The following is a 26,616-nucleotide window of genomic DNA, read 5'->3' on the forward strand; positions in this document are numbered from 1 at the left end:
ATTATGAATAAAGTATTACAGCTGCTGAGTGTGGGCTCAGCAGATCGGCAGATAGAACCGGAAGGTAGTACCTTGCCCTTCTTTACTAGTAAAGGAAATATGACCTCCGTGTGCTTCAATAATGCTTTGGCATATAGAAAGGCCCAGCCCCGTACCTTCCTGAACACGTTGTTCTGCATGACTCGCTTGGCCTCTGAAGTAACGCTGAAAAACAAACGGCATGTCCTGTACACGTATTCCCTGACCCGAATCGGTGATGGTCACATTCAAGTGCCCGGATTCCAGTTCCATATCTATACGTATCGTGTCTCCTGGAGCTGTATGCTTGAGGGCATTGGCGGCAAGATTGGAGATCACCTGTTCAATTCGAGTGGGGTCGATAGCGATTAACACATTGGGGATGTAGTTGGGCCCTTTATAGATAAGCCCCTTTGTTAGGACAACATGTTCAATAGGTTTCAACATCGTCTCCAGTATAGGCCCGCTGTACATTTCACGGGTTTCCACCGAAATTTGCCCCAATTCCTGAAGTGCATGAACCAGCAGATCCTCCACAAGGCGGGCCGTTTTATCCGTATGGGTTCGCATGACTCTCATATATTCCATCAGCGTCTCCTGATCGTTGCATAATCCTTCCTCAATAGCTTCTATGTATGCTTTTATTGTGGTAATTGGTGTTTTAATATCATGAGATATATTGGTGATGAGTTCTTTTTGTGCTTGTTCCTGCTGAATACGCTGCTCGCTCATATGTTTAATCTCCGTGCGCATGAGATCAAACATAGCATATACTTCGAGCAATTCATCGTTCCGGTTGTACTGGATTTTTTCTTCATAATTGCCTTTAAGCATGGATTCCGCATGTTGCTTCAATTGATGGATGGGAGAGAGCAGGTGTTTGTCCAGTTTTTGTTTCATCCAGAATAGAAATAAGCTCAGAATCAGTGACAGGAGCATGAGTGCGCTAATCAATATAACCGGAAAAGTCATCGATTGCTGAACCGTAACCATGGCTTGGGGGATGGAAAAGATGGCATTGCCGATCTGACTTCCCATCGGTCCGTCCATCACGGGAAACGCAATATCAAGCAAATCATTACCGTCCGCGGCCTGCGTGGCATGATGCAGATCATAATGGAGAGCTGAACGCAGATTAACTTGCGTCCCTTCAGAGGTGGGGTCGGAGGACAGAATGACTTTTCCATCCAAGTTTAGATAGGTAAGCAGAACCCCGGTCTCTCTGGCGGTGGAACGTATATCTTCACGAATATTTTGTTCATTAAGATGCTGATGATTTTGCTCCAAAGCGAGTAAGATCGGATTGACCTTGAGTCGAACCTGATTCAGGGACAGATTGGATTCGCCTGAATTTCGATCTTGTAACAGCATCATCGACAGTGCAAGGATACTTGAAACGATAATAATGAGAAGCCCAAGTGTTGTTAACAACCAGCGTTTGGACCAGCTGTTCAATGACATGTGGGTGCCTCCAATCTCACTTATTCGTAATTGAATTTGTAACCGACACCCCATACGGTCTTCAGAACGGTCGGATGCGAGGCATCTGCCTCAATTTTTTCACGCAGTCTGCGAATGTATACGGTTACGGTATTTTCATCGCCGTAGGTTGCATATCCCCAGATGGCGTCGAGCAACTGGGCTTTGGAGAATACCTGATTCTTATGGCTTGCCAAGTAATGAAGTAATTCGAATTCCTTGGCAGACAGAGAAACTTCCAATCCGTTCAATGTAACTTTATAGGCTTTTTTATCAATCACCAGGTTTCCAAGATGCAGTAGATCTGTTCTGTCTCCAACGGATGTCATGCTGTCATAACGCCTGAAGTGGGCATTAATCCGTGCTAACAGTTCGCTCAGCGAGAAGGGCTTGGTCATATAGTCGTCTGCTCCAAAGCCAAGACCAAGTACCTTATCGGTATCACTGCCTCTGGCACTTAGAATGAGGATGGGGATATTATTGCGCCTTCTGATCTCTCGACAGACCTCGATCCCGTCCATGTCCGGAAGCATGATATCTAAAATGATGTAGTCTGGTTGAATAAGCTCCATAATCTGAAGTCCGTCTTGTCCAGTGGCTGCCACGGCGGCTTCATATTGATTTTTGGTTAAATAATCTCGCAGAATGCGCGAAATATCTGATTCATCCTCGATGATGAGGACTTTGCGCTGGTGGGTTAGCATATGTATCGCTCCAGTATGATAGATGTGAATTTAATGGTTATGTATGAATTTGTAAGATGATTGTCTTTATAATTGTACAGTCTTGTTCTGTGGGAGTCACATGAAAAAATATTGAAGTGAACTTCATTCTTATAAAAAACGTTCTGACTTCCAGTCGTACTGAAAGTTGATTACAGTTCAATGTATCAAAATAACCCATGAACTCTTTAAGGTCATGGGTTTCTGATACTGAATATCATACATGTTCCAGGTCATCGATAGGCTCATGCTGTCTGGATTTGAGATACTCCGCCGGAGACACACCGAAGTGTGCCCGGAATACCCGGTGGAAATAGGAGTAACTTGCAAAACCGCAGGATTCGGCAATATGCTCCAGTGTCATCTCACTGTATTTCATTCGTTCCAGCGCCGCATTCAGACGGATCTCAATCGCATATTGAATCATGGTCTGATTGTAGTGCTCCTTAAATAAACGGACTGCACGTGACAGGCTGAGGCCTGCATAACGTGCCGCTTCATCAAGCTTGAACGTAACCGTGGCATGCTCCTCAATAAAACGTTTTAACTTCAGCGCAGAGGAAACTGCCCGATCGGTCTGAATATTCTCTTTAATTGCCCGGTCGATATACAGACATAATCCGCGCAGTAACGCATCCTTTATCTCCGCATTTTCCTCAAGAGGTCCGCGACGTTTCTCAAGTAACATATTTCTCCACAGGCTGATGAGTTTATCATCAAGTCCAATTCGGCTCACGGTAGATCGATGCTGCCTTTTCCACCAGTTCTCGATCCAGCTGCCCTCGCAGAACAGATAATAATCTCCGCTGGACAAGCGTCCTTCCTTATGTGGTTCATCGACCACGAGATGATAGTCGTCACCAGGCTTTAAGAGCAGCAAGTCCCCGCTAGTCATCCTGAATTCTTTATCCTGTACATACACTTTGCACGAGCCTTCGGTCTGCAGACGGAACAGATAGGTTTGCAGCTCGCCCTTCATATTATGAGTGAACGCCTTATAGTGGTATGAGTAGTCACAGATCAGTACAGATGTCTCTAACGTATCCAAAGATAAAATCCCCCAATATGTACATCCTTTTACATCATAAGTTTAACTTAACATTTACACGAAAACGGAGAGGACAGAAAGAACCTGAAGAAACGAAGTTAAAAGCTTTCTGAAAGAAAGCTGCATCGGAAGCATAAACTCGCCTTTATCTCCGGATTTTATCCTTTTGAAAAGGAAATCAAAAAAATCTGGGGATAACAGCGATCGGAAGGTTGTTCTGTCATCGGAGTGCCAGTGTAAATATCTTCAGTTGAAATTAGCTACATTCAATAGATGCAAAATGATGGAAATAAAATTTGATCAGATAGTTCATGTTCTGACTATATTGTATATGTTCATTCTAGCCTGTTTTGCGTTAGGATGATACCAGATAGAGCAATGAAAGCAAATTTGAGAACAGAGGTGTATCCTACATGAAAAAACTTAATATTGGTTTGCAATTGTTTACACTCCGTGATGAAACTGCAGCAGATTTTCGTGGTACGTTGCGTAAGGTAGCGGCCCTTGGATATGAAGGTGTGGAGTTTGCCGGATATGGTGATATTCCAGCTGAGGAAATGAAAGCGCTACTAGATGAACTTGGACTGAAAGGATTCAGCAGCCACGTTTCACTACATGCGATGCGCGAAGACTTGCAAAAACAAATCGATTACCTGAAAACAATTGGTGCACAATATATCATTTGCCCTTACCTGATGCCAGAAGATCGTCCTGAGAATGCAGAAGGTTGGACCAAGCTATTCGCTGAGTTACAACAATATGGAGCTGAAGCAGCGAAACAAGGATTGATCTTCGGATACCATAACCATGATTTTGAATTCCATGGTCAGGTTGGCGATGCTAATGCTTTTGATGCTATGTTCGCTCAAACATCACCGGAAGCGGTAAAAGTGGAAATGGACGTATGTTGGGTACAATTTGCGGGACAAAATCCGATCGAGTATATTAATAAATATGCGGGTCGCTTGCCGCTGCTTCATCTGAAGGACTTCAGCAAAGACGAACAGGGCCAGATGAAAACACTGGAATTGGGACAAGGTTCGGTTGACCTGCCAGCTGTTATTGAAGGGGCTACGAATGCAGGCGTGGAATGGCTGATCGTGGAACAAGACGTATGTCAGAACCCTCCGCTTGAGAGCGTATCCAATAGCTACAACTGGTTGAAAGAAAACTACCTGAACCAATTCTAATGGACCATCGAACCATGAAAAAAGCTAATCTATTTGTCAAAGGAGACTTATGTACATGAGTAAAATTAAAGTTGCTGTATTCGGCTGTGGAGCCATTGCCGAGCGCAGACATATTCCAGAGTACGCTGCCAATGAGAACGTAGAACTTGTCGCTTTTGCCGATCCGATTGTGGAGCGTGCGGAGAAGATGGCCGAGACTTACGGCGGTAAAGCGTACTCCAGTTACGAAGAATTGCTTGCAAACGAAACGGTTGATGCCGTTAGTGTGTGTACACCAAACTATCTGCATGCGCCAATGGCGATTGCTGCTGCAAATGCAGGCAAGCATGTATTGGTTGAGAAACCAATGGCAGTATCCACTGAAGAAGGCGAGCAAATGATCGAAGCTGCCAAGAAAAATGGCGTGTATTTGATGGTTGGACACAACCAGCGTCTGATGCCTCCTCACGTAAAAGCAAAAGAAATTCTCGACTCCGGCAAACTCGGTAAAGTCCTGAATTTCCGTACATCATTTGGTCACCCGGGTCCGGAAGGTTGGAGTGTGGACGGAGCTGAAAGCTGGTTCTTCCGTAAAGAAGAAGCTATTATGGGCGCTATGGGCGACCTGGGCGTGCACAAATCAGACTTCATCCGTTATTTGCTGAATGATGAAGTATCTGAAGTGGCTGGTTTCATCAGCACACTGCACAAGGAAGGCACTAAAGTTGATGATAACGCAACTTGTTTGCTGCGTATGAAGAGTGGAGCGATCGGAACGCTCGTAGCAAGCTGGACACAATACAGAGCTGGAGACAACAGTACAGTGCTGTGGTGCGAGAATGGTGTTATGAAGATCGGAACAGTGGAAGGCGATGAAGTTATCGTTGAGCTGACCAATGGTACAGTTGAGACGTACAAAGTTGGTGCCATGGCTACCAACGAGAAACAAGTGCCGAGTGGTGTAATTGACGCATTTGTAGAGTCGATTGTAACCCAAACACCTCCAGCGATTTCCGGGGAAGAGGGCTTGCGTTCCCTGCAAGTGATCTTGGCAGCTTTCGAATCCGAGAAAACAGGTCAGATCGTTAAACTGTAATCCATACAAAGGATAGTGCAATTTCTAACATTCTATATGGCTTAATCTATGATATAAAGGACTTACCTTCAGAGATGTGCTCTGGGGTAAGTCCTTCTGTATTTGTTGATGAATGATTAACTTTCTTTAGATGCCAGCCGGTACATCACTGCCCAGATCCAGCCATGTTATTTCAGCGGGAGTCAGCGTGATGCGGGAACCTTCGTCACAGGACAGCAGCTCCGCCTGATTCTGGGCACCGATCAGCGCACAGGTTGGGAACGTCTGATTCAATACATAAGCGAGTGCAATTTGAATGGGTGATGTTTTCTTCGAATTAGCCAATTGTTCAGCCCGATGCAACCGTTCCCAGTTATCATCACTGTAGAATACACGCACCAGATCTTCGTTATCCCGAACTTCAGGTGTGAATCTTCCAGTGAAGAAACCACGCGCTTGAGAGGACCAGGATAGCAATGGTAGTTTGGTTTGCTCATGCCATGCCAGCGTTTCTGCATCTGCTGACACACAGCCTTCCCAGAACGGTTCGTTTGCTTTGGCGAGACTGAGATTTGGACTACTGAAGGTGAAGCCCTTCAGGCCACTTGCCGCAGCGTACGCATTGGCTTCCTCGAGCCGCTGCCAAGTCCAGTTGGAGGCGCCAATTGCGCCGATTTTACCGGATTCAATATGTTCGTTTAGTGCTTCAAGAATGACACTGACAGGGGTATTGGGATCATCCCGGTGCAAGGCATACATCTCTACGTGATCTGTCTGAAGACGCTCCAGACTTTCCATCAAGTCACTGCGGATGGCATCAGCGTTCACACGTGGTCCATTCTGGTCATGATGCGCGCCTTTGGTGAGAATGACGATCTGGTCGCGGTTACCACGTTCTTTCATGTAACGACCAAGGACTTCTTCACTCTGTCCACCACAATAGATATGAGCTGTATCTACAGTGTTACCGCCAATCGACAGAAAAGCATCCATGTTCGTAGCTGCTTTATCGTAGGCATTATGCACGAAATAATCGGTTCCTTTAATCAATCGGGAGACACGTTTACCTGCACCAGCAATTTCGATATATTCCATAAGTCAGTTCATCCTCTCAATTATAGTGTAATTCGTGTACGTTCTTCCGCTGAACGAAGGCAAGCTTCCAGTACTTTCATATTAGCTACCGCATCGGAAGGGGCGAAGCGCAGATCCTTGCCCTGAAGTACAGCACGTGCCATATCATCTCCCTGTAGAGAGTAGTGGTTCACTTTCGGGACTTCAATCTCTCTGCGTTCACCACCAGCCGTTACATAGAAGTTGGAACTGCGGTCCTGTCCGCTGATAAATGCCGAAGGGACTTCAATAATCCCGTCGGATCCCAATACCTCCAGCGTGTTGCGGAATGCTGCCCACATGCTGCTGTCAAACGTCACGCCAACGTGATTATCGAATTCCAGCAGTCCGGAAGCCATCATATCAACTTGATCATGTTGTGGGGAGAACATGCCAATAACGGTAACTGCACTTGGTTCTTGACCAAGCAGCAGACGTGCTACGCTGATGGAATAACATCCGATATCATACAGTGCACCTCCGCCCCAATCCCGCCGAAAGCGGACATTGCCGGATGCATTGGAGTTATTAAATGAAAATGTGCTGTGCATACCACGAATCTCACCAATCTCACCGCTGGCAATGATATCTCGGATCTGCTCATATCTTGGATGATGGCGGTACATGAATGCTTCAGCCAGATGCACACCTGCATCTGCACAAGCTTGAACCATCTCCTGAGCTTCCTGTTCTGTCAGAGCCAGTGGTTTTTCGCACAAAATATGTTTGCCTGCTTCAGCAGCCCGGATCGTCCATTCCCGATGAAGATGATTCGGCAGTGGGATATATACGGCATCAATGGAATCATCAGCGAGCAAAGCTTCATAACTGCCATAAGCCTTGTCGATCCCAAGTTGTTCGGCAGTCTGTTTGGCTTTATCTTCGTCTCGACTGGCAATCGCGGTTACTTCATTCAACTCGGATTGCTGCAGGCCTGGAATGACGGATTCCACAGCAATGCTAGCGCTACCAAGAATGCCCCAACGCAATTTTTGAACTGAATTCATGTGTTGTATCCTCCTGTGTATGAATGTATATTGTGATTATAAAGAATAGACCAATGAATTAAAATGATAATATATTGAGGTTAGTTAACACAATATTGTTGATCAAGGAGAACCGGCTATGATGAGACAAACCGTATTGCTTACCCTGCAGGATATTCCATATTTTTGTTATCCCGAGTCCGTTGGACATTATATGGACCACGTCCAGCATTCCGTATTGCGTGAGGCTGGCGCACTGAACAACTTTAATATTCACTACGTCGCTTCAGGCAAGGGATATGTGGAAGTGGGCGGGGTAGTGCATGAGCTTCGCGCAGGTCAGGCGTTTCTCTATTTCCCGCAGCAGCGGCAGCATTATTATAGTAGTGAAGATGATCCATGGGATGTACGATGGGTTCATTTTTACGGTGAACGTCTGCATGATTATATGATCGAGCGGGGGTTACATCGCAATCTATTGTGGACACTGCGGCAACGCAGCTCTTGGGAAGAGGCTCATCTGGCCTTGCTCACTGAAGCGGAACAGAACACCATGCTGCGTCCGGCTCAGCTATCCACACTGACCTATGCCGTACTCGCCGAGTTCGTGCAGCATGCAGTACCTTTAAAGAGTACACGTACCACAAGTAAGGCGGAGAGTCGGGTTCTTGCACTTCTCCCACAGATGCAGCAGGAGGCCTGTCAACCTTTCCTGTTACAGGACTGGGCGGATCTCGCAGGTGTGAGTTCGTATTACTTTTGCAAAATGTTTAAGAGTGCTGTGGAGATGACGCCCATGGAATTTATCACTCGTTCACGACTACAGATGGCGAAGCAATGGTTACTCGAACGGCCTACGGCCAACATTGGACAAATCGCGGAGGAAGCAGGGTATCCCAATGCCAGTTATTTTAATCGCCAGTTTATGGCCCATGAGGGGATGACACCTACGGATTACCGCGGATTGTATCACAATTAACCCGTATCCTTTCGATGTTGCCAGCGCTTAAAGAGTAATGGTTTGACAGAGAGCTCAATCAAGTCTATTATGGATAAATTAAATCCGTGTATAATGAGGTGCCCTCATGAAATATTCAAAAGCGACAAATTATGCTTTGCATACGATGCTTCATCTTGTAAGCACTGCCCCCGAACAGCTGGTTAGTGTACACCAACTTGCAGAATTGCAGAAGGTATCACCAACGTATCTGTCCAAAATTTTGACCAAATTGGTTAAGGCGGGCATGATCGAATCGACTTCTGGCGCCAATGGCGGCTACCGGCTTAGTCGTAAAAATCCGGATCCTTCTTTTCTGGAGATCATTCATGCGATTGAAGGTCAGGCGTCCCTGTTCGAATGTTCCCAGAATCATAACGCAGGCTGTTTGATCCAGCAGGTGATGGTGCAGGCGGAAGAAGAGATGGAAAGTTTTTTGAACAATAAAAAAATGTCAGAACTGGCTTCCCAGATGAAGGGTGCACATTCCCTGTAACTTGCACTAGAAGTGATCTTTCCCCAACCTCGCGAGAGGTAAGGAAAGATTTTTTTGTATCGTTGTACCTAATAGAAGGCGAATGGTACAATAAGGAAGGTATAGTATGCATACATACATGATCCTAATATTACATCACATTTTACATCTCTGGAGGGACAACACATGAGCCAAACAACGATCACAGGACTGGAACAATTGCTCGCGCTTGAAAACATTAGGAACACCAAGGCGCGTTATTGCCGTTATATTGATACGAAGCAGTGGGATACCTTGGGTGATGTGTTTGCTCCGGATGCAGTGGCCGATTTCAGCACAGAGGGCAATCCAATTCCGGTATTAACAGGCCGTGATACGATCGTACAAGTATTCCGTGATCTGGTGGATGTTGCCGTAACTGTGCATCATGTACATAGCGCCGAAGTTGAATTTGTATCTGAGAACGAAGCAAAGGTCATCTCCCCAATGGAAGATTGGGTCACGTTCCCGGAGGGCAATGAGAACAAATCCTTCCACGGATTTGGGCACTACCACGAGACTTTTGTTAAAATCGATGGCCAATGGTATATCAAACATACGAGCCTGAAGCGTCTTCGTCTGGACTTGTTTGAATAGTAAATAAATTACTAGAGAAGAAAAAAATTATCACTAATAGAAGCCCTAAGGAGCACGATGATGCGCCCTTGGGGTTGTTTTGTTTTTTGCGTCTGTGTGAAAGGTTAGTGGAATGATTACAAAGGCGACGAGCCCTAGAATGCAGGCTCTCAGAGCGGTTCTCGACCAATTGGCCTTCGTAGTCCGTCATCTTTCACTGGGAAATGTCCTATGTATGGAATTAAGTTTTAAGTAGAAGCTTACGCGTTTTCGTTATATGATTCACGTTATAAATGTTAACAAGTTTTAATTCGAATTTTCGAGGGTGATATTTATAAAAATTTTCATTGAAGTAATAGACCACACAGAAGAAGAGGAGATCCTCATCAGGTGTCACCAAGTAGACGAAAAAATACATGAGCTCGTTAATAAAGTAAAAACCGAAACGCTCATGATACTTGGCTATCATGAAGATAAGATTAGCCGCATCAAAATTAGTGATATTTATTATTTTGAAGCTGTTGATGGAAAAGTGTTTGCGTATTGTAAGAACACCGTTCATGAGGTCAAACAAAAGCTTTATGAACTGGAGGAACTTTGCCAAGAGAAACATTGTTTTCGGGCCTCCAAATCCACCATTCTAAATATAGCTAAGATTTCCAGTGTTCATCCGTCCATCAGTGGCCGTTTTCAAGCAATATTGGATAATGGGGAGAAGGTAGTCATATCACGGCAGTATGTGCCAACGCTTAAACACATACTTGGATTATAAAAGGGGACCTATATGAAGTATTCCGAGCTCATAAAAGAAATGATTAGAGATTTCTTAATTATATTCGCTTCTATAATGATAATCATCGCTATTTTACGGCAAATCTATGCTCCTGATGCAAGTTTCGAATTACAGACTATTTTTACAATTATGGCTTTCTCTTTTCTGGGTACTTTGACCGGAATTATTTTATATACGCCGCATGCCATTAGCGAGAATAAAATGCGCCTCCGAGTGATTTTACATTTCTTTTTTCTGGAAGCCCTATTAATTTCTCTGGCTGTCATATTGAATCTTGTAAACGGTACTTTCAGTATACTTTTATTGGCTTTGCAAATTGCCACAGTATACGCTATCGTTCGCCTACTAACGTATAAGAATGACAAAAAGGAAGCTGAAAAGATCAATGAAAGACTACAAACATTTAAAAATAAGGTTTAGAAGATATACACAAACTGCTCCTAAATAAAGTCGTATTTGCAGCGTAAGTACACTTCATTGCGTTGTTTTTACAACTTATTGGCTCTCAGCTACAGCTTATCGTTTATGCGTATACACCTGCTCTTGCATTTATTATGATGAACTCATAAAAAGTTGGAGGAGGAGTAGAGAAGCCTTATGGAGATTTTAATACTTGTCGTTACTTTGGTCTCTGAGCTGGCAATTGCGGTTTATTCCATTGCAACCAAGCAAAGCCGCAGCAAGATAAAGAGTTGGACGAGAATCGCAATGTTTATAGGATTCATGATGCTAAGCTTGGGGAAGGTTGTCGTATGGGAGTACACTTGGGGGCTGTTTGCATGCTTGCTCTTTATATTAGCGTTCAAGGAAATGGTTGCACTTCTGCGAAAACAAACACACACTTCGCGTTACAAAGCGTTCTCTACGATATGGAAGTTCCTTCTGTTAACACTGACCGTAGTTGTTACCCTAGTTCCTGTTTTACTTTTTCCACAGTTTAGGTTGCCGCTAGTGACAGGTCCGTATGTAGTGACTACTGCCACATACAGCTATACAGACAAGAATCGAATCGAAGAATTTACGGATCAGGAAGACAATCGGTCTGTTAACGTGGAATTTTGGTATCCTGAACAGGCAGACGGAACCTATCCTTTGCTTGTGTTCTCCCATGGAGCATTCGGTATTAAAGCAAGCAACACTTCTACCTTTACAGAACTTGCGAGCCACGGATATTTCGTCGTTTCGATTGACCATCCCTATCATTCATTTTATACCGTTTCCGAGGATGGAGAAGTCGTGACGATTAATCCCGAGTACATGCAAGAAGTCAACAATGCAAATAAAGATGGGGTTTATTCACTTGGTGAGTTTTACGAGCTTACTCAAAAATGGATGAAATTGAGAACGGATGATATGAGTTTTGTCATGGATACGATTCTGGAACAAGCCGAGCAAAAGAAAGATTCAGTATATGAACGCATCGATACACAGAAAATAGGTGTCTTCGGTCATTCTATGGGGGGTGCAGCAAGCGTGGCACTGAGCAGAGAACGCGATGACATTAACGCCGTAGTAAATATAGATGCTCCGTTCTTTAGCGAGCTTGTGTATGATAAGGTTACGAACGAAATAACTGCAAAATCCGAAGCTTTCACCATCCCGCTTCTAAACGTTTATTCGGATGATGTGTGGATACAGCTCTACAGCAGTTCTCCGTATATTGCGAATCGTATTTCGAATGAAAATTTTAAAGATGCATACAACGTTCATTTTAAAGGCGCAAAACATTTAAGTTTAACTGATCTACCTTTATTCTCGCCTATATTGGCCAACCTGTTGCATGAAGGCAGAAAAGCAGATATCGATAAATATTACGCGATTGAAACTCAAAATGAACTCATCCTTCGTTTTTTTGACTATGCTCTAAAGAATCAAGGTCATTTTGCACCAAAAGCGACGTATTGAGTACCTGTTCTACGTGCAGGAAGGAAAATGTGGAATTTTGCAATTTGTGTAACCGAATCCACAATATATTTTGAGTGTGAAAAGAGCGTTGAGTCATTTGGTGAAATAATCACTTTCAAAGTAGATTGAAAAAAAATAAAAAGACCCAAACAGAAATAACGTATCCTTGCTTGCGAGTCAATGTATATGAGGTAAAAGTGGGAAAGAAAAGAACTTGTGAAAGCGGAATAAATTATGCCAATGACAAAGACGGCAGTGTAGTCTTATCTGCTGGATAATTGAGCTAACGGGAAAAAAAAGCTCAATAAAAGACAAGAAGGAAGCCGGTCAGATTGATTAGCAGAGCTGCTCTCAACTAGAGGAGTGACACTACGGATTGTTGCAGAAATGCTGACGATCCTTCTTGATATACATTGAAAAACCAGGTTTGGACTGAAGTGGCCCTCACCTGGTTTCTTTGAGATAAATACGACGATGTAACGAGTTATTATGAGATATTAAATCCGGTTACTTGTTTCCGTGACTTTCCGTGACTGCATTCTCAAATACACCTGAGAGAAAATAACGGATGCCAGTGCGACCACAGTCATGCCCCAGAAAATATTGGTGTACGCTGAGGAGAGTGGCATGTTCTGCATCGCAGTCAATGCTACGCCAGTAACAGCAACGCTGAAGGCACCACTGAAGAACTGACTAAGTTGGAACAGTCCCATACCTGCGCCCACCTGATCCATGGTCAGATTGCCAGACAATTCATTGGACACGCTGGTGGTTAGGGAAGAGAAGCCAACGCTGAGCAGGACATACACGGCCATAATGGCGTAGATGTTATTGTCTGCAAATAAGGCGAATAACCCGGCAGCTGCCAGTAGCAGCCATGGTGCAAATTTCAACAGCAACGTATTGCCGTGTCGGTCAATCATGCGGCCGATCCGGTTGGACAGCAGCATGGACACGACTGCACCCGGGAAGATGACAAGCCCGGATTGAGCAGGTGTCAGTCCATATAGATGTGCCAAAATTTGCGGTAACAGGAACAACGTTGAGAAGTTATTAATGTACGATACAATCCCCAGCGAGCTGAGCATCATATATTTTTTGTCTTTGAACAAAGCAGGTTGAACAAATGGATCTGCCGCGCGCCGAATTCGGAGCCAGAACAGAAGCAGTGCCGCAGCACCGATAACAAGCGTGTACCACTGACGGGAAGTCAGGAATAACAGCACACCCGTAGTACCGATGGCAAGAAGCACGGCACCCAGCAGGTCAAATGAACCTTTTTGCGGTGTTTCCCGCGGGAGCAGTTTGAAGAATACAGGAATCAAGAATAACGTTAATCCCGTAACGATAAACAGATCATGCCATCCCAGAAACTGAGTAATACTTCCGCCAATGACGGGACCAAGTCCAAGCCCCAGTGAACTGGCAGACATGATGACAGCCATCGATTTACCCCGGCGATCATGTGGAATGTACCGGGTAATCAGCACAATGGCGAGCCCCGGAACCGAAGCAGCACCTGCAGCCTGAATCAGACGTGCAATGAGCAAAATAATGAAATGATTACTGAAGAACCCGAGAACGGATGCCGCACCAAGTAACGTAAGCCCGGTCGTGAATAATGTACGAATAGGTATGAAATCCGATAGACGTGAGAACGTAATCGAGGAAATGGCAAATACAATGGAATACCCTGTAACAATCCATGAAGAAGCGACGGATGTAAGCATAAATTCAGCTGCAATTTTGGGCAGGGCCAGATTAAACATCATTGTATTCATAACAACGAGTACAACGGTGAAGCCAAGCAAGCTTACAATTAATCCTTCCTGTATTCCGGTCCGTTCCCCTGATGATGCGGTTGCGGTGTTGTTCATAAAAACCTCCTAAAGTGATGTGTATTTCGCAACATTTCAGAAACGGTGTGTAACATTTGCAAAATGTAATATGATGTCAATCCCGTGCCTAACAGCAGGGGTTACATAACGAAATCATTAAAGTTCGATTGGTGTCGAACATTAGAAATATATCATGGATGTGTGTTAAAATACAATGGATAGTCTGAGAAAAGGAGACTACAGTATGAAAATTTTGCATCATCCACAGGTGTCAGATATTGAACTTTCTTCCGTATTGTATGCGTTAAGCGACCCGACCCGTCTTGGGATTGTTGCGGAAGCAGCGAGAAGCGGGGAGCAGCCATGCAGTCATTTTCATGCACCTGTTGTGAAGTCAACGATGTCGCACCACATTCGCACCCTGCGGGAAGCCGGAGTTATTCGGGTCAGAGTGCAGGGCACACAGCATTTTCTCACCCTGCGATCCGATGATCTGGAAACGCGCTTTCCGGGACTCCTGCAACCGTTATTGCAGGCCGCAGCTCAGACGAGCACAGATCTTTCCTAAATGTTGTCCTTTCTTCAGGTCGAAGAGGGGACATTTTTATTTTTTAAACTCGGTTCAAAAAATCAACGATTCAGCACCGAGAAGGTTGCGAGAACCTGAAGGAGGAGGAGCGGAGTGTAGGCAAACATACATGAGCACCGGACTCCGAAGGTGAACGCAAGATTCGATGTCGAGTTCGCTTCGTGGTCTACTTCGTGATCAATTGGGGACTTTTTGAAATACTTCTAATACTGCTGCGACATTCTGTGTCGTACCATGCCCTCTATAATAACGGTGAACACACAAACCATATCGAAAAGAGGTTCACAACCATTGGCAAAAACTAAAAGAGGACGCGTCTTGTGGAGTCTTCCTTCCAGGGGCCGGGGAACATGCCCGGTGTGTAGCAGTACCCGAATTAAATTGTTGTATACGCAAACAAAAACAGACGGTACAAGTCTGAAAGTATGCAAGAAATGTTTCAAAGCCGTGCAATCCAGAGTGGATAAGGCACATGTATAACATAACTGGCCTGTTCTTCGGAACGGGCCATGTCTTTTGATATAATCGAATATATTAGGAATGGATGAGATGGGGGCGGGAAGATGAGTAACATGCATCGGATTCACTGGTTTGACGAACAGATTCGGGGTGGACGTTTTCCGAATAGCAGCTGGCTTGCCCGTGAATTTGAAATCTCCCGTCGTCAGGCTCAGCGTGATATTGAATATATGGCAAGTTCCTTGCGAGCCCCTTTGGTGTATATGGCAAAATATCGGGGCTACTGTTATGAGGATCAGACTTTTCGATTGCCCCATTTGTATATGACCGAAGAAGAGCAGCGTGTGCTGAAATATCTGGCGCATCGATATCGACATTACGATTATGATCAAGCAGACGCAGTGAAACGTGTAGCACATTTGCTGGAGCGTTTTACGTTGGAGGAACAACCGATGGGAAGTAGTGAGCTTCCGGTATTTTCGGTGCAACCGAAACAACTGCAATTCTTTGAATTATTGTCCCATGCCATAACTGACTTGCGCAGAGTACATATTCATTACAGGGATCACGATGGAGAACGGCAGTTTTCCTTGTGTCCATTAAAGATGATATCCCAGTTTAACGCCGATTACGTGGTGGGTTATGAAGCAGACCCTGTACAGCAAGTGGCCATTCGCTTGGAGGGCATTGTTCATGTATCGATCTTGGATGAGAGATTTGAGTACAGGTCAGATGCGCTCCTAGGTGGATGGGAAGAACCACTGCCTGTGCGTAAACCGTTTGTAGCTGAGATTCGCTTGAAAGAATTGCAGCAAATGGACCTATGGCAAGGATATCGTATCCAGTCTAGGCAAGATCAGATTTATTCAATTGAATTTTATGACACGGACGCTTTCTTGCAGCATTTGTTTATTAGTGAATGGGAGGAACTATTGTCTCCTGGGTGGCTTAGACGCAAGCTTCAGCAAAGCGCAGAAGGATTAATTGACAGACTCTCGATACAACGTAAGCAAAACGTGGAATAAAGCAGCATAGAGAGGAGAAGATCCGTCCTTGGCTGAGAATATTTTAGATAACCTCATCATGAAGCGGGAGTCCAAATCGTACGTCGATAGTCTACATGCGATACTAACCCATTCGGGCCAGTTTCAAGGTTCCAAGGTTGTACTTGCCGGATTTACGGGCATGGCTTTCAAGCTGTCGGTGCATCGCAGACTACTTCCCATGTCGGTTACAGCGTATGGGCAATGGGGGGAAGCACATCGTCCCGGAGTTGATAACCTGGGGATATTCACGATCTGGGATGGGGGACGTACACGTCATTCCACGTTCGGTTATTACCAGCAGGATGCAGTGAACTGGGTGAGACGGAGTATTGATGAAGGCACTGGTGTGATTTACTGGATTCCTGAGTTCGGTGTTATTCATGGATATGATGACAGTGACCGCATCTTTTATGTGCAAGACGGATGGAGCAAGGAACCGCAGATTTTGTTGTATGACAATTTCGGCTTAAACTTTACCGGATTTTGGTATTGTCAGGTGTTTGGTGATCAGGTCCGCATTCCTGAACAACAGATGCTGCTGGAATCCCTGCGACTGGCGATTGAGGATTGGGATATTCCCTATCGTCTGTTACCTGATCAGAATATTGCTTCAGGTAAAAAGGCATATGATGTGTGGGTGGAGGCCCTGCGGAGTAGGGATTTCGATGAATCCGGTGCAGGTTATATTTTGGAATCCTTCTGCCATTCGCGAACCGAAATAAGGATGTATTTGCAGGGTGTTCGAGGGATATGGAACGAACTGGACCAGGCTTGTGCATGTTATGAACAGCTTGGGACGTTAATTGACCAAATGAAAGGATATATGGATCAGCAGGAGGTTAGACGTGTCTTGCGACCAGATACCACAGAAGATCTAGCACAGGTACTCGTGAAGGCGAAAGCACTGGAAGAGCAGGCCATTGATTATTTTCGAGTGATATCCAGGAAGTATCCTGACCGTAAAAGGTCCACTATACCACGGTGGGGAGCACATTCCGCACGATAGGATGAGAGAGGAAGGGAGTGAAGGATAATGGCGACAAAAGTAGTATTGCAGGACTGGATTCAATCCCCGCAATCTGTGAATTCTGCTGATGAATGTAGATCATGGAGCGGTGTGAGCGCGTATACAGATGCGTTGTTTCGCATTTTATTACATAAACAGTGGACGGTTTTCCCACACCACATGATTGCAGGCATGACGGCAAGTGCATTCCGATTAGTAGTGGATCGGCGTCTGACGTCAGAATCAATTTCGACATACAATTGGATGGCAGAGAACTTTGTCGCAGCTGACTTCATTGGTGTGACGGCGAGCCAGGCAGCGGGCTTTTCGTTCGAACCAACCTTTCCGCTCTATCAGAAACAGGCTCTGCTGGATATCAAAGCTTCCATTGACCGGGGCGTAGGTGCGATTCTCTGGCACGATCAATTTGTCATTGTTACTGGATATGATGATGCGGAACGGGTGTTATTCATCTGTAAAAGTAAAGGTGATGAAATCATTCGTCTGCCCTATGATTCGTTTGGGAGGAACAGTACACCCTACTGGTATTATCAGATTCTGGAAGCCTTTGCACCTATCGATTTATGGGAAGTCTGCAAGGAATCGTTAATCCAGGCCGTGTACAAATGGGAAACCCATGACTATATGCTGCCGCCCCAAGATTATGCCTGTGGGGCGGCTGCGTATGATGCTATTGCTGCTGTATTGCAGTCAGGAACATATGAAGCAGAACAAGTGGCAACTGTACTTCGCTATTATGCCAAATCAAGATTGGATATTGCCTCTTATGTTGCAGGACTTAAGCATCTGTCCATTCAAATGGACCAGGTCATAGACGAGTATGAGCTACTCGCAAACCTGTACACAATGATCATTGAGGAAATAGACAACTCCATCTCTTGGGATTCGAGAGAGCCAGATTGTGTGCAAAGGGTAATTGAGCTTATCCGGAAGGCAGGGGCTACGGAACAACGTGCCATTGATGCGATTAAACGTGCCTTTCCAGAGACGATAGGCAATCGTTTTAAGGATGTTGGATTAAGATAATTGGAGCATGATAGAGAAAATTGAAAAACTCAGCAGGAATAAAACCGGACAGGCCGCAGCCGATCCGGTTTATTTGTATTGAACATATATGTACATCAACTCATGTGATCCACGCTAATCATAACTTTTACAAGAAAAAATAACCAAAATTTTAATTTTGGGGTAATCCAAATCCCCTCTTGTTCCGAATATTATATTAGATGGTCTTTTTTGGATGATGATATTCAAGGACAACAGGGGGCGGGAGTATGGTACATAATCCGGAAACCATTCAGGAATGTATCGAACATGCACGGCAAAGGCTCTACCAGATTGCAGCTCAATACCCGGAACTATGGCATCCGGAGGTTATTCGCCAATCCATGGTGCTGGATGAGTTAATTAATGAATATAACAACGCAACTCGCGGGAGAAAGATCTCGAATCAACTGAAATCATGATCTTTCTGAACAAAGAATTCCAAGAAGGGATTCCATGTGTTTGCCTTACTCTTTTACCGCCCCGAGCACAATCCCCTTGACGAAGAAACGCTGCAAGAACGGATATACGAGCAGAATCGGCAGAGCGCCAATAAAGATCTGAGCCGCGTTCACCGTACGTTGAGACATATTCTGGAGCTGCGTTGCATCCACGTTCATGTTGGAAAAATCTTGCTGTACGATTATGGTCTGCATTAACGTGGCGAGTGGATATTTGGAAGCATCATTCATATAGATCAGCCCGTCGAACCAGGAATTCCATTGACCTACCATGGTGAATAAGGAGATCGTGGCAATGGCGGGCATGGAAACAGGCAGATAGATTTTGAACAGGGTTGTGATATGGTTGGCTCCATCAATGAATGCAGCTTCTTCCAACTCTTTTGGCACGTTACGGAAAAAGTTCATCATCAGAATCAGATTCCAGACAGCCACCGCGCCTGGCAAAATGAGAGCCCACATCGTATTAATCAGTCCAAGCTTCTGGATCAAAATATAGGACGGAATCAATCCCCCGCTAAACAGCATCGTGAAGATGAAAAACCACGCATATAACGAACGTCCTTTAAAGTGCAGACTTTCCTTGGATAACGGATAAGCCGTCAGGAAAACAAGTGTCATGCTGAGCAGTGTGCCAAGAACGGTACGTTGAACTGAAATCCAAAGCGCGCTGAGAAAGTTACTGTTACCAAATGTTTTGGTGTAGGCATCCACCGTAAAATCAATGGGCCAAAGTGTCACCAGATTGGCGGATGCTGCCGCTTTACCACTGAAGGAAACCGCCAGAATGTGGACCAGCGGCAGGATGCACAGGATCGAGACGGCCGCGATGAATATCAGGTTAAAGCCATTGAATATACGGTACCCGGTTGTTTTGTGATACACCTTGATTCCTCCTTAAAAAATACGGTAATTGGCGATTTTGTACGCCATCCGGTACGCAGAGATGACCAGGAACATCGCGACAAATGATTTGAATAGTCCAACAGCGGTCGCAAAGCTCATTTTGCCATTCAGAATTCCCATCCGATAGACAAAGGTATCGATAATATCACCTTTCTCATATACCAGCGGATTGTACAGGTTAAAGATCTGGTCAAAGCCTGCATTCAGGATATTGCCCAGCGATAATGTACCTACCACGATAATCATCGGCACGAGTGCAGGCAGGGTAATATGCAGTGTCTGTCTGAGTCGTGTTGCCCCATCCACCTCTGAAGCCTCATACAATGCCGGGTTAATGCCCGCAAGTGCTGCCAGAAATACAATTATCCCGAATCCAAACTCCTTCCACACATCACTGACAACTACCGTTACACGGAACCAGTCGCCATCTCCCAGAAAGAAGATCGGTTCAACACCAGCCGCGGCCAGGACCTGGTTTACCAGCCCACCTTCCGGTGATAACATATCGAGCAGAATGCCGCCCAGGACAACCCAGGACAGGAAATGTGGCAGATACACCAAGGTCTGTGAGAAACGTTTGAACGTAGAGTTCCGAATCTCGTTTAGCAAAATGGCGAACACTACGGGGGCCACAAGTCCGGCCACAATTTTCATCGAAGCAATTAGCACCGTGTTCCAGATGACCTGAACGCTGTCGGGATATTCGAACATGAACCGGAAGTTATCCCAGCCTACCCATTTGGAGCCAGTGAATCCCAGCCACGGTTTGAAGTCTTGAAAAGCAATAATAATGCCGCCCATGGGCACATAGGCGAACAGTAAAGTGAGCAGTACAGCAGGCAGCAGCATCAGATGCAGCGGCCATGTACGTTTGAAATTCCAGCGGGTACGTTTGCGTGGATGGGGTGTCATTTTTCGCACCGGCGTATTGGTTGTTAACGGTTGTTCGATAGCCATCAGGGTCCCTCCTTTATCTCGTCCAGCCCAGGCAACATGAGGCGAGCAAGCCTCAGCACAGAGTGGAGCAACTGAATTATAGCAACGGAGAAGGGTCGACTATAGAACAACATTTCAATGCGGATGTTGAAATATTAACTTGTTGATGGAAACAGAGGATTTCAAGTCACAGGAAAGCGAGGGAACATAAAATCATATAGAAATGTAAGGGTTTTCAATATAAAATAGGACTTCGGTGTAGAACGACTTCAAATTCAGGAACAGGGTGAAACGATGAAATTCACAGTATTTGCGAAGACGGTCATTCTTTTAATCTGCCTGCTGGTACCCATTCTGCTGCTCTATACATACGCGAACCAGGCAAATGTGGACATGGTCGTTGAAGAGAAACAACAGTCGAGTCTGAACCAGTTCAATTATTTCAGTTCCCAGGTGGATAAAAATATCGAGCAGCTCTCGCTGTATGGTCTGACATTGCTGCGAGATCCGAGTATCCTGCACTACCGTTACATGACGGACTCCACCAGTCAATATGAGAAAAACAGCATCTATCTGGATATTCTCGACAAATTATCATTGTACCAGTCCACCAGCCGCTGGAAGAACGATATTACCATTGTCCTGCCACAAGCGGAACTTGTGTTATCCACCATGTCCAGCCGGACAGTCTACGATGAGAAGATGTTGACGTTCCCACAACCAGGTCAATGGCAGCTGGAGCAGGGGAGTTTCACCTACTTTTTCACGGATAACTACGAGTGGAATGAAAAACCAATGAACACAGGCGTGCGAACGGTGATGGAAATTAATTTTGATCCGATGAACGTGGTTGCCATGTTGGATGATTTCAAAGAAACGCAGGGAGGAGATCCCTTCTTGCTAGTACCAGGTAACGATCCGTTGCTGAATCGTACGGCGGACCCCGAACTGGTCGAAGCGATTATGCGTGATATGCCTTTTAACAGGCCGGAGAGGGAAGGCAATCATCAATTGGAGGTGGGCGGTAAACAATATTTGGTCAGTTACGTGCACTCCAAACAACTGCAAGCGGTATACGTGAACCCGGTGGTGTTGGATGATTTGTTAACCCCGATGGACAAGAGCCGAAATATGTTTATTACCTCCATTTTGTTACTGCTCGTGCTGAGTATCGGGGCTGCACTGCTTTTGTATCGAAAAGTTCAGGTGCCAATCCATCGTTTGATGAGAGGGCTACAGCAGATTCGCAAAGGGCAGCTGTCCACACGGATTCCGGTCGATCACTCCCGTGATGAATTCGCGTATCTCACCCAGAGCTTCAACCATATGGCGGAGCAGATTCAGGAACTGATCGAGAAGGTATACGAGGAACGTATCCGTTCACGGGAAGCCACATTGAAACATCTGCAATCACAGATCAATCCGCATTTCCTGTACAACTGCCTGTTTTATATTAAAAATATGACCCAGCTCGGCAACCGTGAAGCGGTTATTGCCATGTCGCTAAGTCTGGGAGACTACTATCGCTACATTACGCGGGGCGAGAATGACATGACGACAGTGGAAGAAGAGATCCGGCTGCTGGACCATTATCTGTCCATTCAACAGATGCGGACCAACCGGCTGACCTACGAGATTGCCGTACCGCAGCAACTGCTGCAGCTCCACATTCCGCGGCTGCTCATTCAGCCAATCGTAGAGAATGCGGTGATCCACGGCATCGAACCGATGGAAGGCAGTGGGCATGTCGTCGTAACGGGGATGGCGGTACCCGAACATATTGAGGGTCGGAAATATACAAGATATAGCCTGTTTGTTGACAATGACGGTGTCACGCTAACAGCGGAAGAGATTGCCGAATTGGAACGGGAGATCAATGAACCGATGGGTGAGGAGATTGGAACAGGGACGTGGAATGTGCACCAGCGTCTCGTTACGCGATATGGGCTGTCGTCTGGGCTTCATTTTGGAGCGATTCCCTATGGTGGACTTAGTGTAGAAATTCGATGGTTTGAGGAGGAACAACCGCATGATGAATCTGATGGTCGTGGATGATGAACATTCGGCAGTAGAGTCGATCGCTGTCTCCATACCGTGGAGAGAACACGGGATTGGTCAAGTATTCAAAGCCTATTCAGTCAAAGAAGCCCTGGAACATATGGCATCACATCAGGTCCATATTATTATCACGGATATCCGCATGCCAGGTCTGTCCGGTCTGGATCTGGTCAGTCACATCCGGCAAAAGTGGGAACAGACAAAATGTATTATTTTATCGGGGCATGCTTCCTTCGATTATGCAAAGCAGGCGCTCAAACATGGGACGGTTAGTTATCTGCTCAAACCAGTCCGGGATGAAGAACTGATCGAATCCGTGCAGCAGGCTGCAGTTCAGATTCGCCTAGAGGGTGAGAAACAATTGCTGCATCAGCGGGCCATGTATTCGGTAAGGGAACATTTGCCTGAGAAGCGAGCGGAGCTGATGAAGGATGTACTTTTAGGGCATAAATTTGCGGATGCTGAACTCGAAGGCAAGCTGGAGCAATTGGAGATCGGGTTCCGTCCACAGGATAAAATGCAACTGTTGCTCATCCGATATGATGACCATCAACCTACACATAAAGCGTTTCGATTGATGAAGTACGCCATCTCCAATGTGGTGGAAGAGATCTACGGGAGTACCTATCATCTCTGCCATACGGATGACGCCTATGATGATCTGGTCTTCATGGCGAGTCCCAAACAAACCCAAGCCGAACCTGAAATGCTAATGGGAAGGCTTGGAGAACGGTTAATCCACAGTGTGAGGCAGTATCTGAACGCGACCATTTCCCTATCCGTTAGTCGTATGGGACGTTTTCCAGATCAGGTGCCACAGTTATATCATCAAGCCGTCAGTGCGCTTCGCAAGCAAGCCGAGGCGGGCAAAGGATTACATCTGAATGCGGCGGCGGGAACCAATGGGGCCACGTTGAAGTCTCTTGCAGCGCTGTATGAACCACCGGGTCTAACGACGTTACTGGAAGCCGGGCGCATGGAGGATGCACACCGTAAGATTAAACAGATCTTTACCGAACTGTCGAACAGTGTGTTCCCGGAACATGTGTATGTGGCCTTTCATTATTTGGCGGCAGCATTCTCATATATGGCTCATCGGGAAGGAAGACAGTTAGCCGATGTGCTTGGGGAGCAGTACCAGCAGCTGCTTAAGGATGGTTATGGTATCTCGCTGCGTAGTCTGGAAACGTGGACCAGAAGTGTGATGCAGCAGTGGGAAGAGAGTACAAGCGATGCGGGACAGGATGCCGGATCAACGCTGATTCGGCAGGTGCAGCAATGGATTGACCATCATCTGGGCGAGGATCTATCGTTACAAGTCATTGCAGGAGAGGTGCATTTGCACCCCGTATATCTGTCGAAAATGTACAAACAATCCACAGGTGAAGGCATTAGTGATTATATTATCCGTTCCAGAATGGAACGTGCGGTTCATTTGCTGAAGCATACGGCGATGAAGATCTATGAAGTCGGTCAGGAAGTGGGGTACAATAACACGCCTTATTTCATTCAGGTGTTCCGCAAACATTATGGACTGACCCCGCAGGATTTTCGGAACGGTTAACAAATCAATATGAACATTGAAATTGTGATATATGTTTGCCTCCCCGGCTGCACTATCCTTTTCATGTAAGGTGCATAATGCCACATGCAGAGGTGCATTTGGCACATAAGGGTATCCAAGTTACCTGAGGAGGGGTTAGTTCATGTATAGAAAAATGATGACGGCATTGCTTGCAATCACGATGTTTGCCGTAACGGCATGTAGTTCGGGGGCCAAGGAAGAACCGGCGAAGGAAGCCGCTGCACCACTTGCTCTGCAAGACGGGAAGTATGAACCAGCGGTACAGATGAGTTATTTGCGGGCCTGGAATGATGACACGAAGTTTAAGAACGGGGAAACGGCACAGAACAATGTGCATACGAAATGGGCCAAGGAACGACTTGGCATCGATCTGACCACACCGTGGGCTGTATCGGTGACCAATGATGCATTTTACACGAAATTACGCTTGTCTCTGTCCGCTAACGAAGAACTGCCTGATATTGTCTCCATTCGGGGGGACTACAATCTGGTACGGGAATTAATTGAGTCCGGCAAATTTGCGAATGCAGGCGAGCTGTTTGACAAGTATGCTTCGGACACATGGAAACAGGCATCTGAATCGGCACCCGAGGAATGGTATCCGTACATGTATGAGGGCGAGCGTTATGGCATTCCAATCTTCGATTATGCCTACAACGGCGATTCGGTCATGTTCATTCGGGAAGACTGGCTGAAAAAACTGGGGCTGGAAGAACCAAAAACCATGGATGAACTGGTTACGGTCATGGATGCTTTTACGAATCAGGACCCCGATGGGAACGGTAAGAAAGATACGTATGGTCTGACCGTGGGCATGAAAAATGCGCTCAATACGTGGATGACGGAATCCGGCTGGATCTTCGGCATGTACAACACGATGCCTGGACAGTGGAATGATGCTGGAGACGGCACACTGCAATATGGCTCCATCCAGCCAGGTGTGAAGGAAGGCCTAGCAACGATGAAAGATTGGTTGTCCAAAGGTTACCTGCCCAAAGAAGCAGGCGTCTATGACGAGATCAAGGCAGCAGAATTGTTCACCGCAGGTAAAGCAGGCATTATCGTGGGACCACACTGGATGCCAAACTGGCCGATTGATGATGTGAAGAAAAATGTGGACGGTGCCACGTACAAGGCCATTGCCTTACCTACAGGACCAACAGGTGAGAGCCACCAACATGGTTCTGGTGCGAGCAATGGGGTGTTGCTGATTAACAAAGACATGGCGAACCCGGAGATTTTCTTCACGTATCAGAATTATCTGTTCGACAACTTCGCCAACCCGGAAGTGGGCAGCGAGTTCGAACATGGCTTCGCGCAAGGATATGACTATGACATCGTGGATGGCAAAGTTGTTGGTGAAGCCGAAGTGAAGGACGGCGTATCACCACTCAAATATACAATTACGTATGATGGTGCACGGATTCCAAATCTCATGATGGATACGCTGGCGGAACTTGCGAAGGGCAAGGAACCGGAGACTCCTTTTGAGAAAAATACGAAAATTGCCAACAAACCGGAAGTGTTTGTAGCCGCTGAGGTGGTTGTTGCGAATAAAGATAACGCCATTAAGAATAAGTTCACCGGGGCACCAACCGAGACGATGAAAATGAAGAAGGACGCGATCGACAAGTTGGAGAAAGATACGTTCAGCAAGATCATCTATGGTCAGGTAGGCATTGAGGAATTTGATGCGTTTGTAACGAAGTGGAAGTCCATGGGTGGCGAGGATATTACCGCCGAAGTAAACGAGTGGTATAAGACAGTTAATTAATTTACAAAGCAGGGGAGAACTGATGAATTCATCAGTCTACCCTGCTTTTTTGTTTCCTATAACGTTTATGGAAAAATAGAGCTCTTGGAGTTATAACTATTAATCTATATCGTACAGATCGATTATGACTCGCAGCGCACAAAAGTTACTTGTTTTCCTAAAATCACATTTTCCACCTTCCATCCGGCATTCAACCAGGATAGTGCCTGTGTATGATTCATGGAATTATTCACCCACCATTGTTCGCGATTATACGCTGTAGGGGGTAACGTAAATCCGAGAATCTCCTCAAGCTCTGCATATGTAAGGGTGATTGAAACTTGATTCAAATAGTTTTCCAAGGGGAAGTATTTGCTGTAGCTCATTCTGTCAGACCTCCTGAAAAGGAATACAATGATTATACAACGTGGGGATGACGATAGCGAGGGCATACCGAGAGCGTACATAGTTATGAAAAAAAAAGGAATCCGTAGATCTCTCTTACTAGCAAGCAACCGT

26 protein-coding genes are annotated in these 26,616 nt (G+C 45.7%); 17 read left to right on the forward strand and 9 right to left on the reverse strand.

Features of this window, described 5'->3' with window-relative positions; genetic code table 11:
• Positions 1–36 precede the first annotated feature (36 nt).
• From QF041_RS24695 to QF041_RS24705, 3 genes are all read right to left on the reverse strand, one after another.
• Positions 37–1,479 carry a HAMP domain-containing sensor histidine kinase gene (locus QF041_RS24695; protein WP_307416004.1) on the reverse strand — a complete coding sequence of 481 codons (1,443 nt, stop codon included), beginning with the start codon at positions 1,477–1,479 and terminating at the stop codon, positions 37–39.
• A 20-nt stretch (positions 1,480–1,499) separates the two neighbouring features.
• Complete coding sequence (locus QF041_RS24700; protein WP_127546675.1) at positions 1,500–2,201, reverse strand: response regulator transcription factor; 702 nt, start codon at positions 2,199–2,201, stop codon at positions 1,500–1,502.
• 235 nt (positions 2,202–2,436) lie between these two features.
• Positions 2,437–3,267, reverse strand: a complete 831-nt coding sequence (locus QF041_RS24705) for a helix-turn-helix domain-containing protein (RefSeq protein ID WP_307416005.1) — start codon at positions 3,265–3,267, stop codon at positions 2,437–2,439.
• Between the two features lie 413 nt (positions 3,268–3,680).
• Here QF041_RS24705 and QF041_RS24710 point away from each other — a divergent pair, with 413 nt between their 5' ends.
• Both QF041_RS24710 and QF041_RS24715 read left to right on the forward strand, forming a co-directional pair.
• Positions 3,681–4,457, forward strand: coding sequence for a sugar phosphate isomerase/epimerase family protein (locus QF041_RS24710; RefSeq protein ID WP_036606781.1), 777 nt, complete (start codon positions 3,681–3,683; stop codon positions 4,455–4,457).
• A gap of 55 nt (positions 4,458–4,512) precedes the next feature.
• Positions 4,513–5,532, forward strand: coding sequence for a Gfo/Idh/MocA family protein (locus QF041_RS24715; RefSeq protein WP_124118195.1), 1,020 nt, complete (start codon positions 4,513–4,515; stop codon positions 5,530–5,532).
• A gap of 126 nt (positions 5,533–5,658) precedes the next feature.
• Here QF041_RS24715 and QF041_RS24720 read toward each other — a convergent pair whose 3' ends face one another.
• Together QF041_RS24720 and QF041_RS24725 are read right to left on the reverse strand one after the other, a co-directional pair.
• Positions 5,659–6,606: an aldo/keto reductase gene (locus QF041_RS24720; protein ID WP_307416006.1), complete on the reverse strand. Its 948-nt coding sequence runs from the start codon at positions 6,604–6,606 to the stop codon at positions 5,659–5,661.
• A 20-nt stretch (positions 6,607–6,626) separates the two neighbouring features.
• A complete protein-coding gene (locus QF041_RS24725) occupies positions 6,627–7,631 on the reverse strand; it encodes a Gfo/Idh/MocA family protein (RefSeq protein WP_307416007.1) in 1,005 nt (334 codons plus the stop codon).
• Between the two features lie 118 nt (positions 7,632–7,749).
• Here QF041_RS24725 and QF041_RS24730 point away from each other — a divergent pair, with 118 nt between their 5' ends.
• From QF041_RS24730 to QF041_RS24755, 6 genes are all read left to right on the forward strand, one after another.
• The gene (locus QF041_RS24730) at positions 7,750–8,589 is read left to right on the forward strand and encodes an AraC family transcriptional regulator (protein WP_307416008.1); all 840 of its coding nucleotides are present in this window, start codon (positions 7,750–7,752) and stop codon (positions 8,587–8,589) included.
• Positions 8,590–8,695: 106 nt separating this feature from the next.
• Positions 8,696–9,103, forward strand: a complete 408-nt coding sequence (locus QF041_RS24735) for an RrF2 family transcriptional regulator (protein ID WP_017692155.1) — start codon at positions 8,696–8,698, stop codon at positions 9,101–9,103.
• Positions 9,104–9,268: 165 nt separating this feature from the next.
• Positions 9,269–9,718 carry a nuclear transport factor 2 family protein gene (locus tag QF041_RS24740; RefSeq protein ID WP_307416009.1) on the forward strand — a complete coding sequence of 150 codons (450 nt, stop codon included), beginning with the start codon at positions 9,269–9,271 and terminating at the stop codon, positions 9,716–9,718.
• A gap of 304 nt (positions 9,719–10,022) precedes the next feature.
• Positions 10,023–10,469, forward strand: a complete 447-nt coding sequence (locus QF041_RS24745) for a LytTR family DNA-binding domain-containing protein (protein WP_307416011.1) — start codon at positions 10,023–10,025, stop codon at positions 10,467–10,469.
• Between the two features lie 12 nt (positions 10,470–10,481).
• Positions 10,482–10,910, forward strand: a complete 429-nt coding sequence (locus QF041_RS24750) for a DUF3021 family protein (protein ID WP_307416012.1) — start codon at positions 10,482–10,484, stop codon at positions 10,908–10,910.
• A 177-nt stretch (positions 10,911–11,087) separates the two neighbouring features.
• Entirely contained in the window at positions 11,088–12,395 is a 1,308-nt protein-coding gene (locus QF041_RS24755) for an alpha/beta hydrolase family protein (protein WP_307416013.1), read from the forward strand.
• Between the two features lie 497 nt (positions 12,396–12,892).
• Here QF041_RS24755 and QF041_RS24760 read toward each other — a convergent pair whose 3' ends face one another.
• Complete coding sequence (locus tag QF041_RS24760; RefSeq protein ID WP_289390426.1) at positions 12,893–14,272, reverse strand: MFS transporter; 1,380 nt, start codon at positions 14,270–14,272, stop codon at positions 12,893–12,895.
• 205 nt (positions 14,273–14,477) lie between these two features.
• Between QF041_RS24760 and QF041_RS24765 the strand changes: the two genes are divergently transcribed.
• The 6 genes from QF041_RS24765 (at position 14,478) to QF041_RS24790 (ending at position 18,820) form a co-directional block, all read left to right on the forward strand.
• Positions 14,478–14,801, forward strand: a complete 324-nt coding sequence (locus QF041_RS24765; RefSeq protein WP_047841634.1) for an ArsR/SmtB family transcription factor — start codon at positions 14,478–14,480, stop codon at positions 14,799–14,801.
• Positions 14,802–15,113: 312 nt separating this feature from the next.
• Positions 15,114–15,302, forward strand: coding sequence for a hypothetical protein (locus tag QF041_RS24770; RefSeq protein WP_074096524.1), 189 nt, complete (start codon positions 15,114–15,116; stop codon positions 15,300–15,302).
• Positions 15,303–15,385: 83 nt separating this feature from the next.
• Entirely contained in the window at positions 15,386–16,306 is a 921-nt protein-coding gene (locus QF041_RS24775) for a helix-turn-helix transcriptional regulator (RefSeq protein ID WP_307416014.1), read from the forward strand.
• A gap of 28 nt (positions 16,307–16,334) precedes the next feature.
• The gene (locus QF041_RS24780; RefSeq protein WP_307416016.1) at positions 16,335–17,333 is read left to right on the forward strand and encodes a cysteine peptidase family C39 domain-containing protein; all 999 of its coding nucleotides are present in this window, start codon (positions 16,335–16,337) and stop codon (positions 17,331–17,333) included.
• A 27-nt stretch (positions 17,334–17,360) separates the two neighbouring features.
• Entirely contained in the window at positions 17,361–18,380 is a 1,020-nt protein-coding gene (locus QF041_RS24785) for a hypothetical protein (RefSeq protein ID WP_307416018.1), read from the forward strand.
• A 248-nt stretch (positions 18,381–18,628) separates the two neighbouring features.
• On the forward strand, positions 18,629–18,820 hold the full coding sequence (locus QF041_RS24790) for an aspartyl-phosphate phosphatase Spo0E family protein (protein WP_076328857.1): 192 nt from the start codon (positions 18,629–18,631) through the stop codon (positions 18,818–18,820).
• 45 nt (positions 18,821–18,865) lie between these two features.
• On the opposite strand, the gene QF041_RS24795 is transcribed toward QF041_RS24790, so the two are convergent.
• Together QF041_RS24795 and QF041_RS24800 are read right to left on the reverse strand one after the other, a co-directional pair.
• Positions 18,866–19,744 carry a carbohydrate ABC transporter permease gene (locus tag QF041_RS24795; protein ID WP_017692164.1) on the reverse strand — a complete coding sequence of 293 codons (879 nt, stop codon included), beginning with the start codon at positions 19,742–19,744 and terminating at the stop codon, positions 18,866–18,868.
• A gap of 12 nt (positions 19,745–19,756) precedes the next feature.
• Positions 19,757–20,677 carry an ABC transporter permease gene (locus QF041_RS24800; RefSeq protein WP_307417047.1) on the reverse strand — a complete coding sequence of 307 codons (921 nt, stop codon included), beginning with the start codon at positions 20,675–20,677 and terminating at the stop codon, positions 19,757–19,759.
• Between the two features lie 318 nt (positions 20,678–20,995).
• Between QF041_RS24800 and QF041_RS24805 the strand changes: the two genes are divergently transcribed.
• The 3 genes from QF041_RS24805 (at position 20,996) to QF041_RS24815 (ending at position 26,118) form a co-directional block, all read left to right on the forward strand.
• Complete coding sequence (locus QF041_RS24805; RefSeq protein ID WP_307416019.1) at positions 20,996–22,756, forward strand: sensor histidine kinase; 1,761 nt, start codon at positions 20,996–20,998, stop codon at positions 22,754–22,756.
• Positions 22,731–24,323, forward strand: a complete 1,593-nt coding sequence (locus QF041_RS24810) for a response regulator transcription factor (RefSeq protein ID WP_307416021.1) — start codon at positions 22,731–22,733, stop codon at positions 24,321–24,323. The genes QF041_RS24805 and QF041_RS24810 overlap by 26 nt, the downstream gene beginning before the upstream one ends.
• A 142-nt stretch (positions 24,324–24,465) precedes the next feature.
• Entirely contained in the window at positions 24,466–26,118 is a 1,653-nt protein-coding gene (locus QF041_RS24815; RefSeq protein WP_307416023.1) for an extracellular solute-binding protein, read from the forward strand.
• 122 nt (positions 26,119–26,240) lie between these two features.
• Here the strand turns inward: QF041_RS24815 and QF041_RS24820 are convergent, their stop codons facing one another.
• Positions 26,241–26,483: a DUF7662 domain-containing protein gene (locus tag QF041_RS24820; protein ID WP_124118181.1), complete on the reverse strand. Its 243-nt coding sequence runs from the start codon at positions 26,481–26,483 to the stop codon at positions 26,241–26,243.
• Positions 26,484–26,616 lie beyond the last annotated feature (133 nt).

The sequence above is a fragment of the Paenibacillus sp. W2I17 genome, from assembly GCF_030815985.1.
Classification (GTDB): domain Bacteria; phylum Bacillota; class Bacilli; order Paenibacillales; family Paenibacillaceae; genus Paenibacillus.

Coding starts and splice junctions, on each gene's coding strand:
- QF041_RS24695 (WP_307416004.1), bottom strand. CDS start 1,479: ATGTCATTGAACAGCTGGTCCAAACGCTGGTTGTTAACAACACTTGGG.
- QF041_RS24810 (WP_307416021.1), top strand. CDS start 22,731: ATGATGAATCTGATGGTCGTGGATGATGAACATTCGGCAGTAGAGTCG.
- QF041_RS24710 (WP_036606781.1), top strand. CDS start 3,681: ATGAAAAAACTTAATATTGGTTTGCAATTGTTTACACTCCGTGATGAA.
- QF041_RS24760 (WP_289390426.1), bottom strand. CDS start 14,272: ATGAACAACACCGCAACCGCATCATCAGGGGAACGGACCGGAATACAG.
- QF041_RS24755 (WP_307416013.1), top strand. CDS start 11,088: ATGGAGATTTTAATACTTGTCGTTACTTTGGTCTCTGAGCTGGCAATT.
- QF041_RS24785 (WP_307416018.1), top strand. CDS start 17,361: ATGGCGACAAAAGTAGTATTGCAGGACTGGATTCAATCCCCGCAATCT.
- QF041_RS24700 (WP_127546675.1), bottom strand. CDS start 2,201: ATGCTAACCCACCAGCGCAAAGTCCTCATCATCGAGGATGAATCAGAT.
- QF041_RS24800 (WP_307417047.1), bottom strand. CDS start 20,677: ATGACACCCCATCCACGCAAACGTACCCGCTGGAATTTCAAACGTACA.
- QF041_RS24805 (WP_307416019.1), top strand. CDS start 20,996: ATGAAATTCACAGTATTTGCGAAGACGGTCATTCTTTTAATCTGCCTG.
- QF041_RS24720 (WP_307416006.1), bottom strand. CDS start 6,606: ATGGAATATATCGAAATTGCTGGTGCAGGTAAACGTGTCTCCCGATTG.
- QF041_RS24740 (WP_307416009.1), top strand. CDS start 9,269: ATGAGCCAAACAACGATCACAGGACTGGAACAATTGCTCGCGCTTGAA.
- QF041_RS24790 (WP_076328857.1), top strand. CDS start 18,629: ATGGTACATAATCCGGAAACCATTCAGGAATGTATCGAACATGCACGG.
- QF041_RS24735 (WP_017692155.1), top strand. CDS start 8,696: ATGAAATATTCAAAAGCGACAAATTATGCTTTGCATACGATGCTTCAT.
- QF041_RS24725 (WP_307416007.1), bottom strand. CDS start 7,631: ATGAATTCAGTTCAAAAATTGCGTTGGGGCATTCTTGGTAGCGCTAGC.
- QF041_RS24775 (WP_307416014.1), top strand. CDS start 15,386: ATGAGTAACATGCATCGGATTCACTGGTTTGACGAACAGATTCGGGGT.
- QF041_RS24820 (WP_124118181.1), bottom strand. CDS start 26,483: ATGAGCTACAGCAAATACTTCCCCTTGGAAAACTATTTGAATCAAGTT.
- QF041_RS24750 (WP_307416012.1), top strand. CDS start 10,482: ATGAAGTATTCCGAGCTCATAAAAGAAATGATTAGAGATTTCTTAATT.
- QF041_RS24765 (WP_047841634.1), top strand. CDS start 14,478: ATGAAAATTTTGCATCATCCACAGGTGTCAGATATTGAACTTTCTTCC.
- QF041_RS24715 (WP_124118195.1), top strand. CDS start 4,513: ATGAGTAAAATTAAAGTTGCTGTATTCGGCTGTGGAGCCATTGCCGAG.
- QF041_RS24815 (WP_307416023.1), top strand. CDS start 24,466: ATGTATAGAAAAATGATGACGGCATTGCTTGCAATCACGATGTTTGCC.
- QF041_RS24730 (WP_307416008.1), top strand. CDS start 7,750: ATGATGAGACAAACCGTATTGCTTACCCTGCAGGATATTCCATATTTT.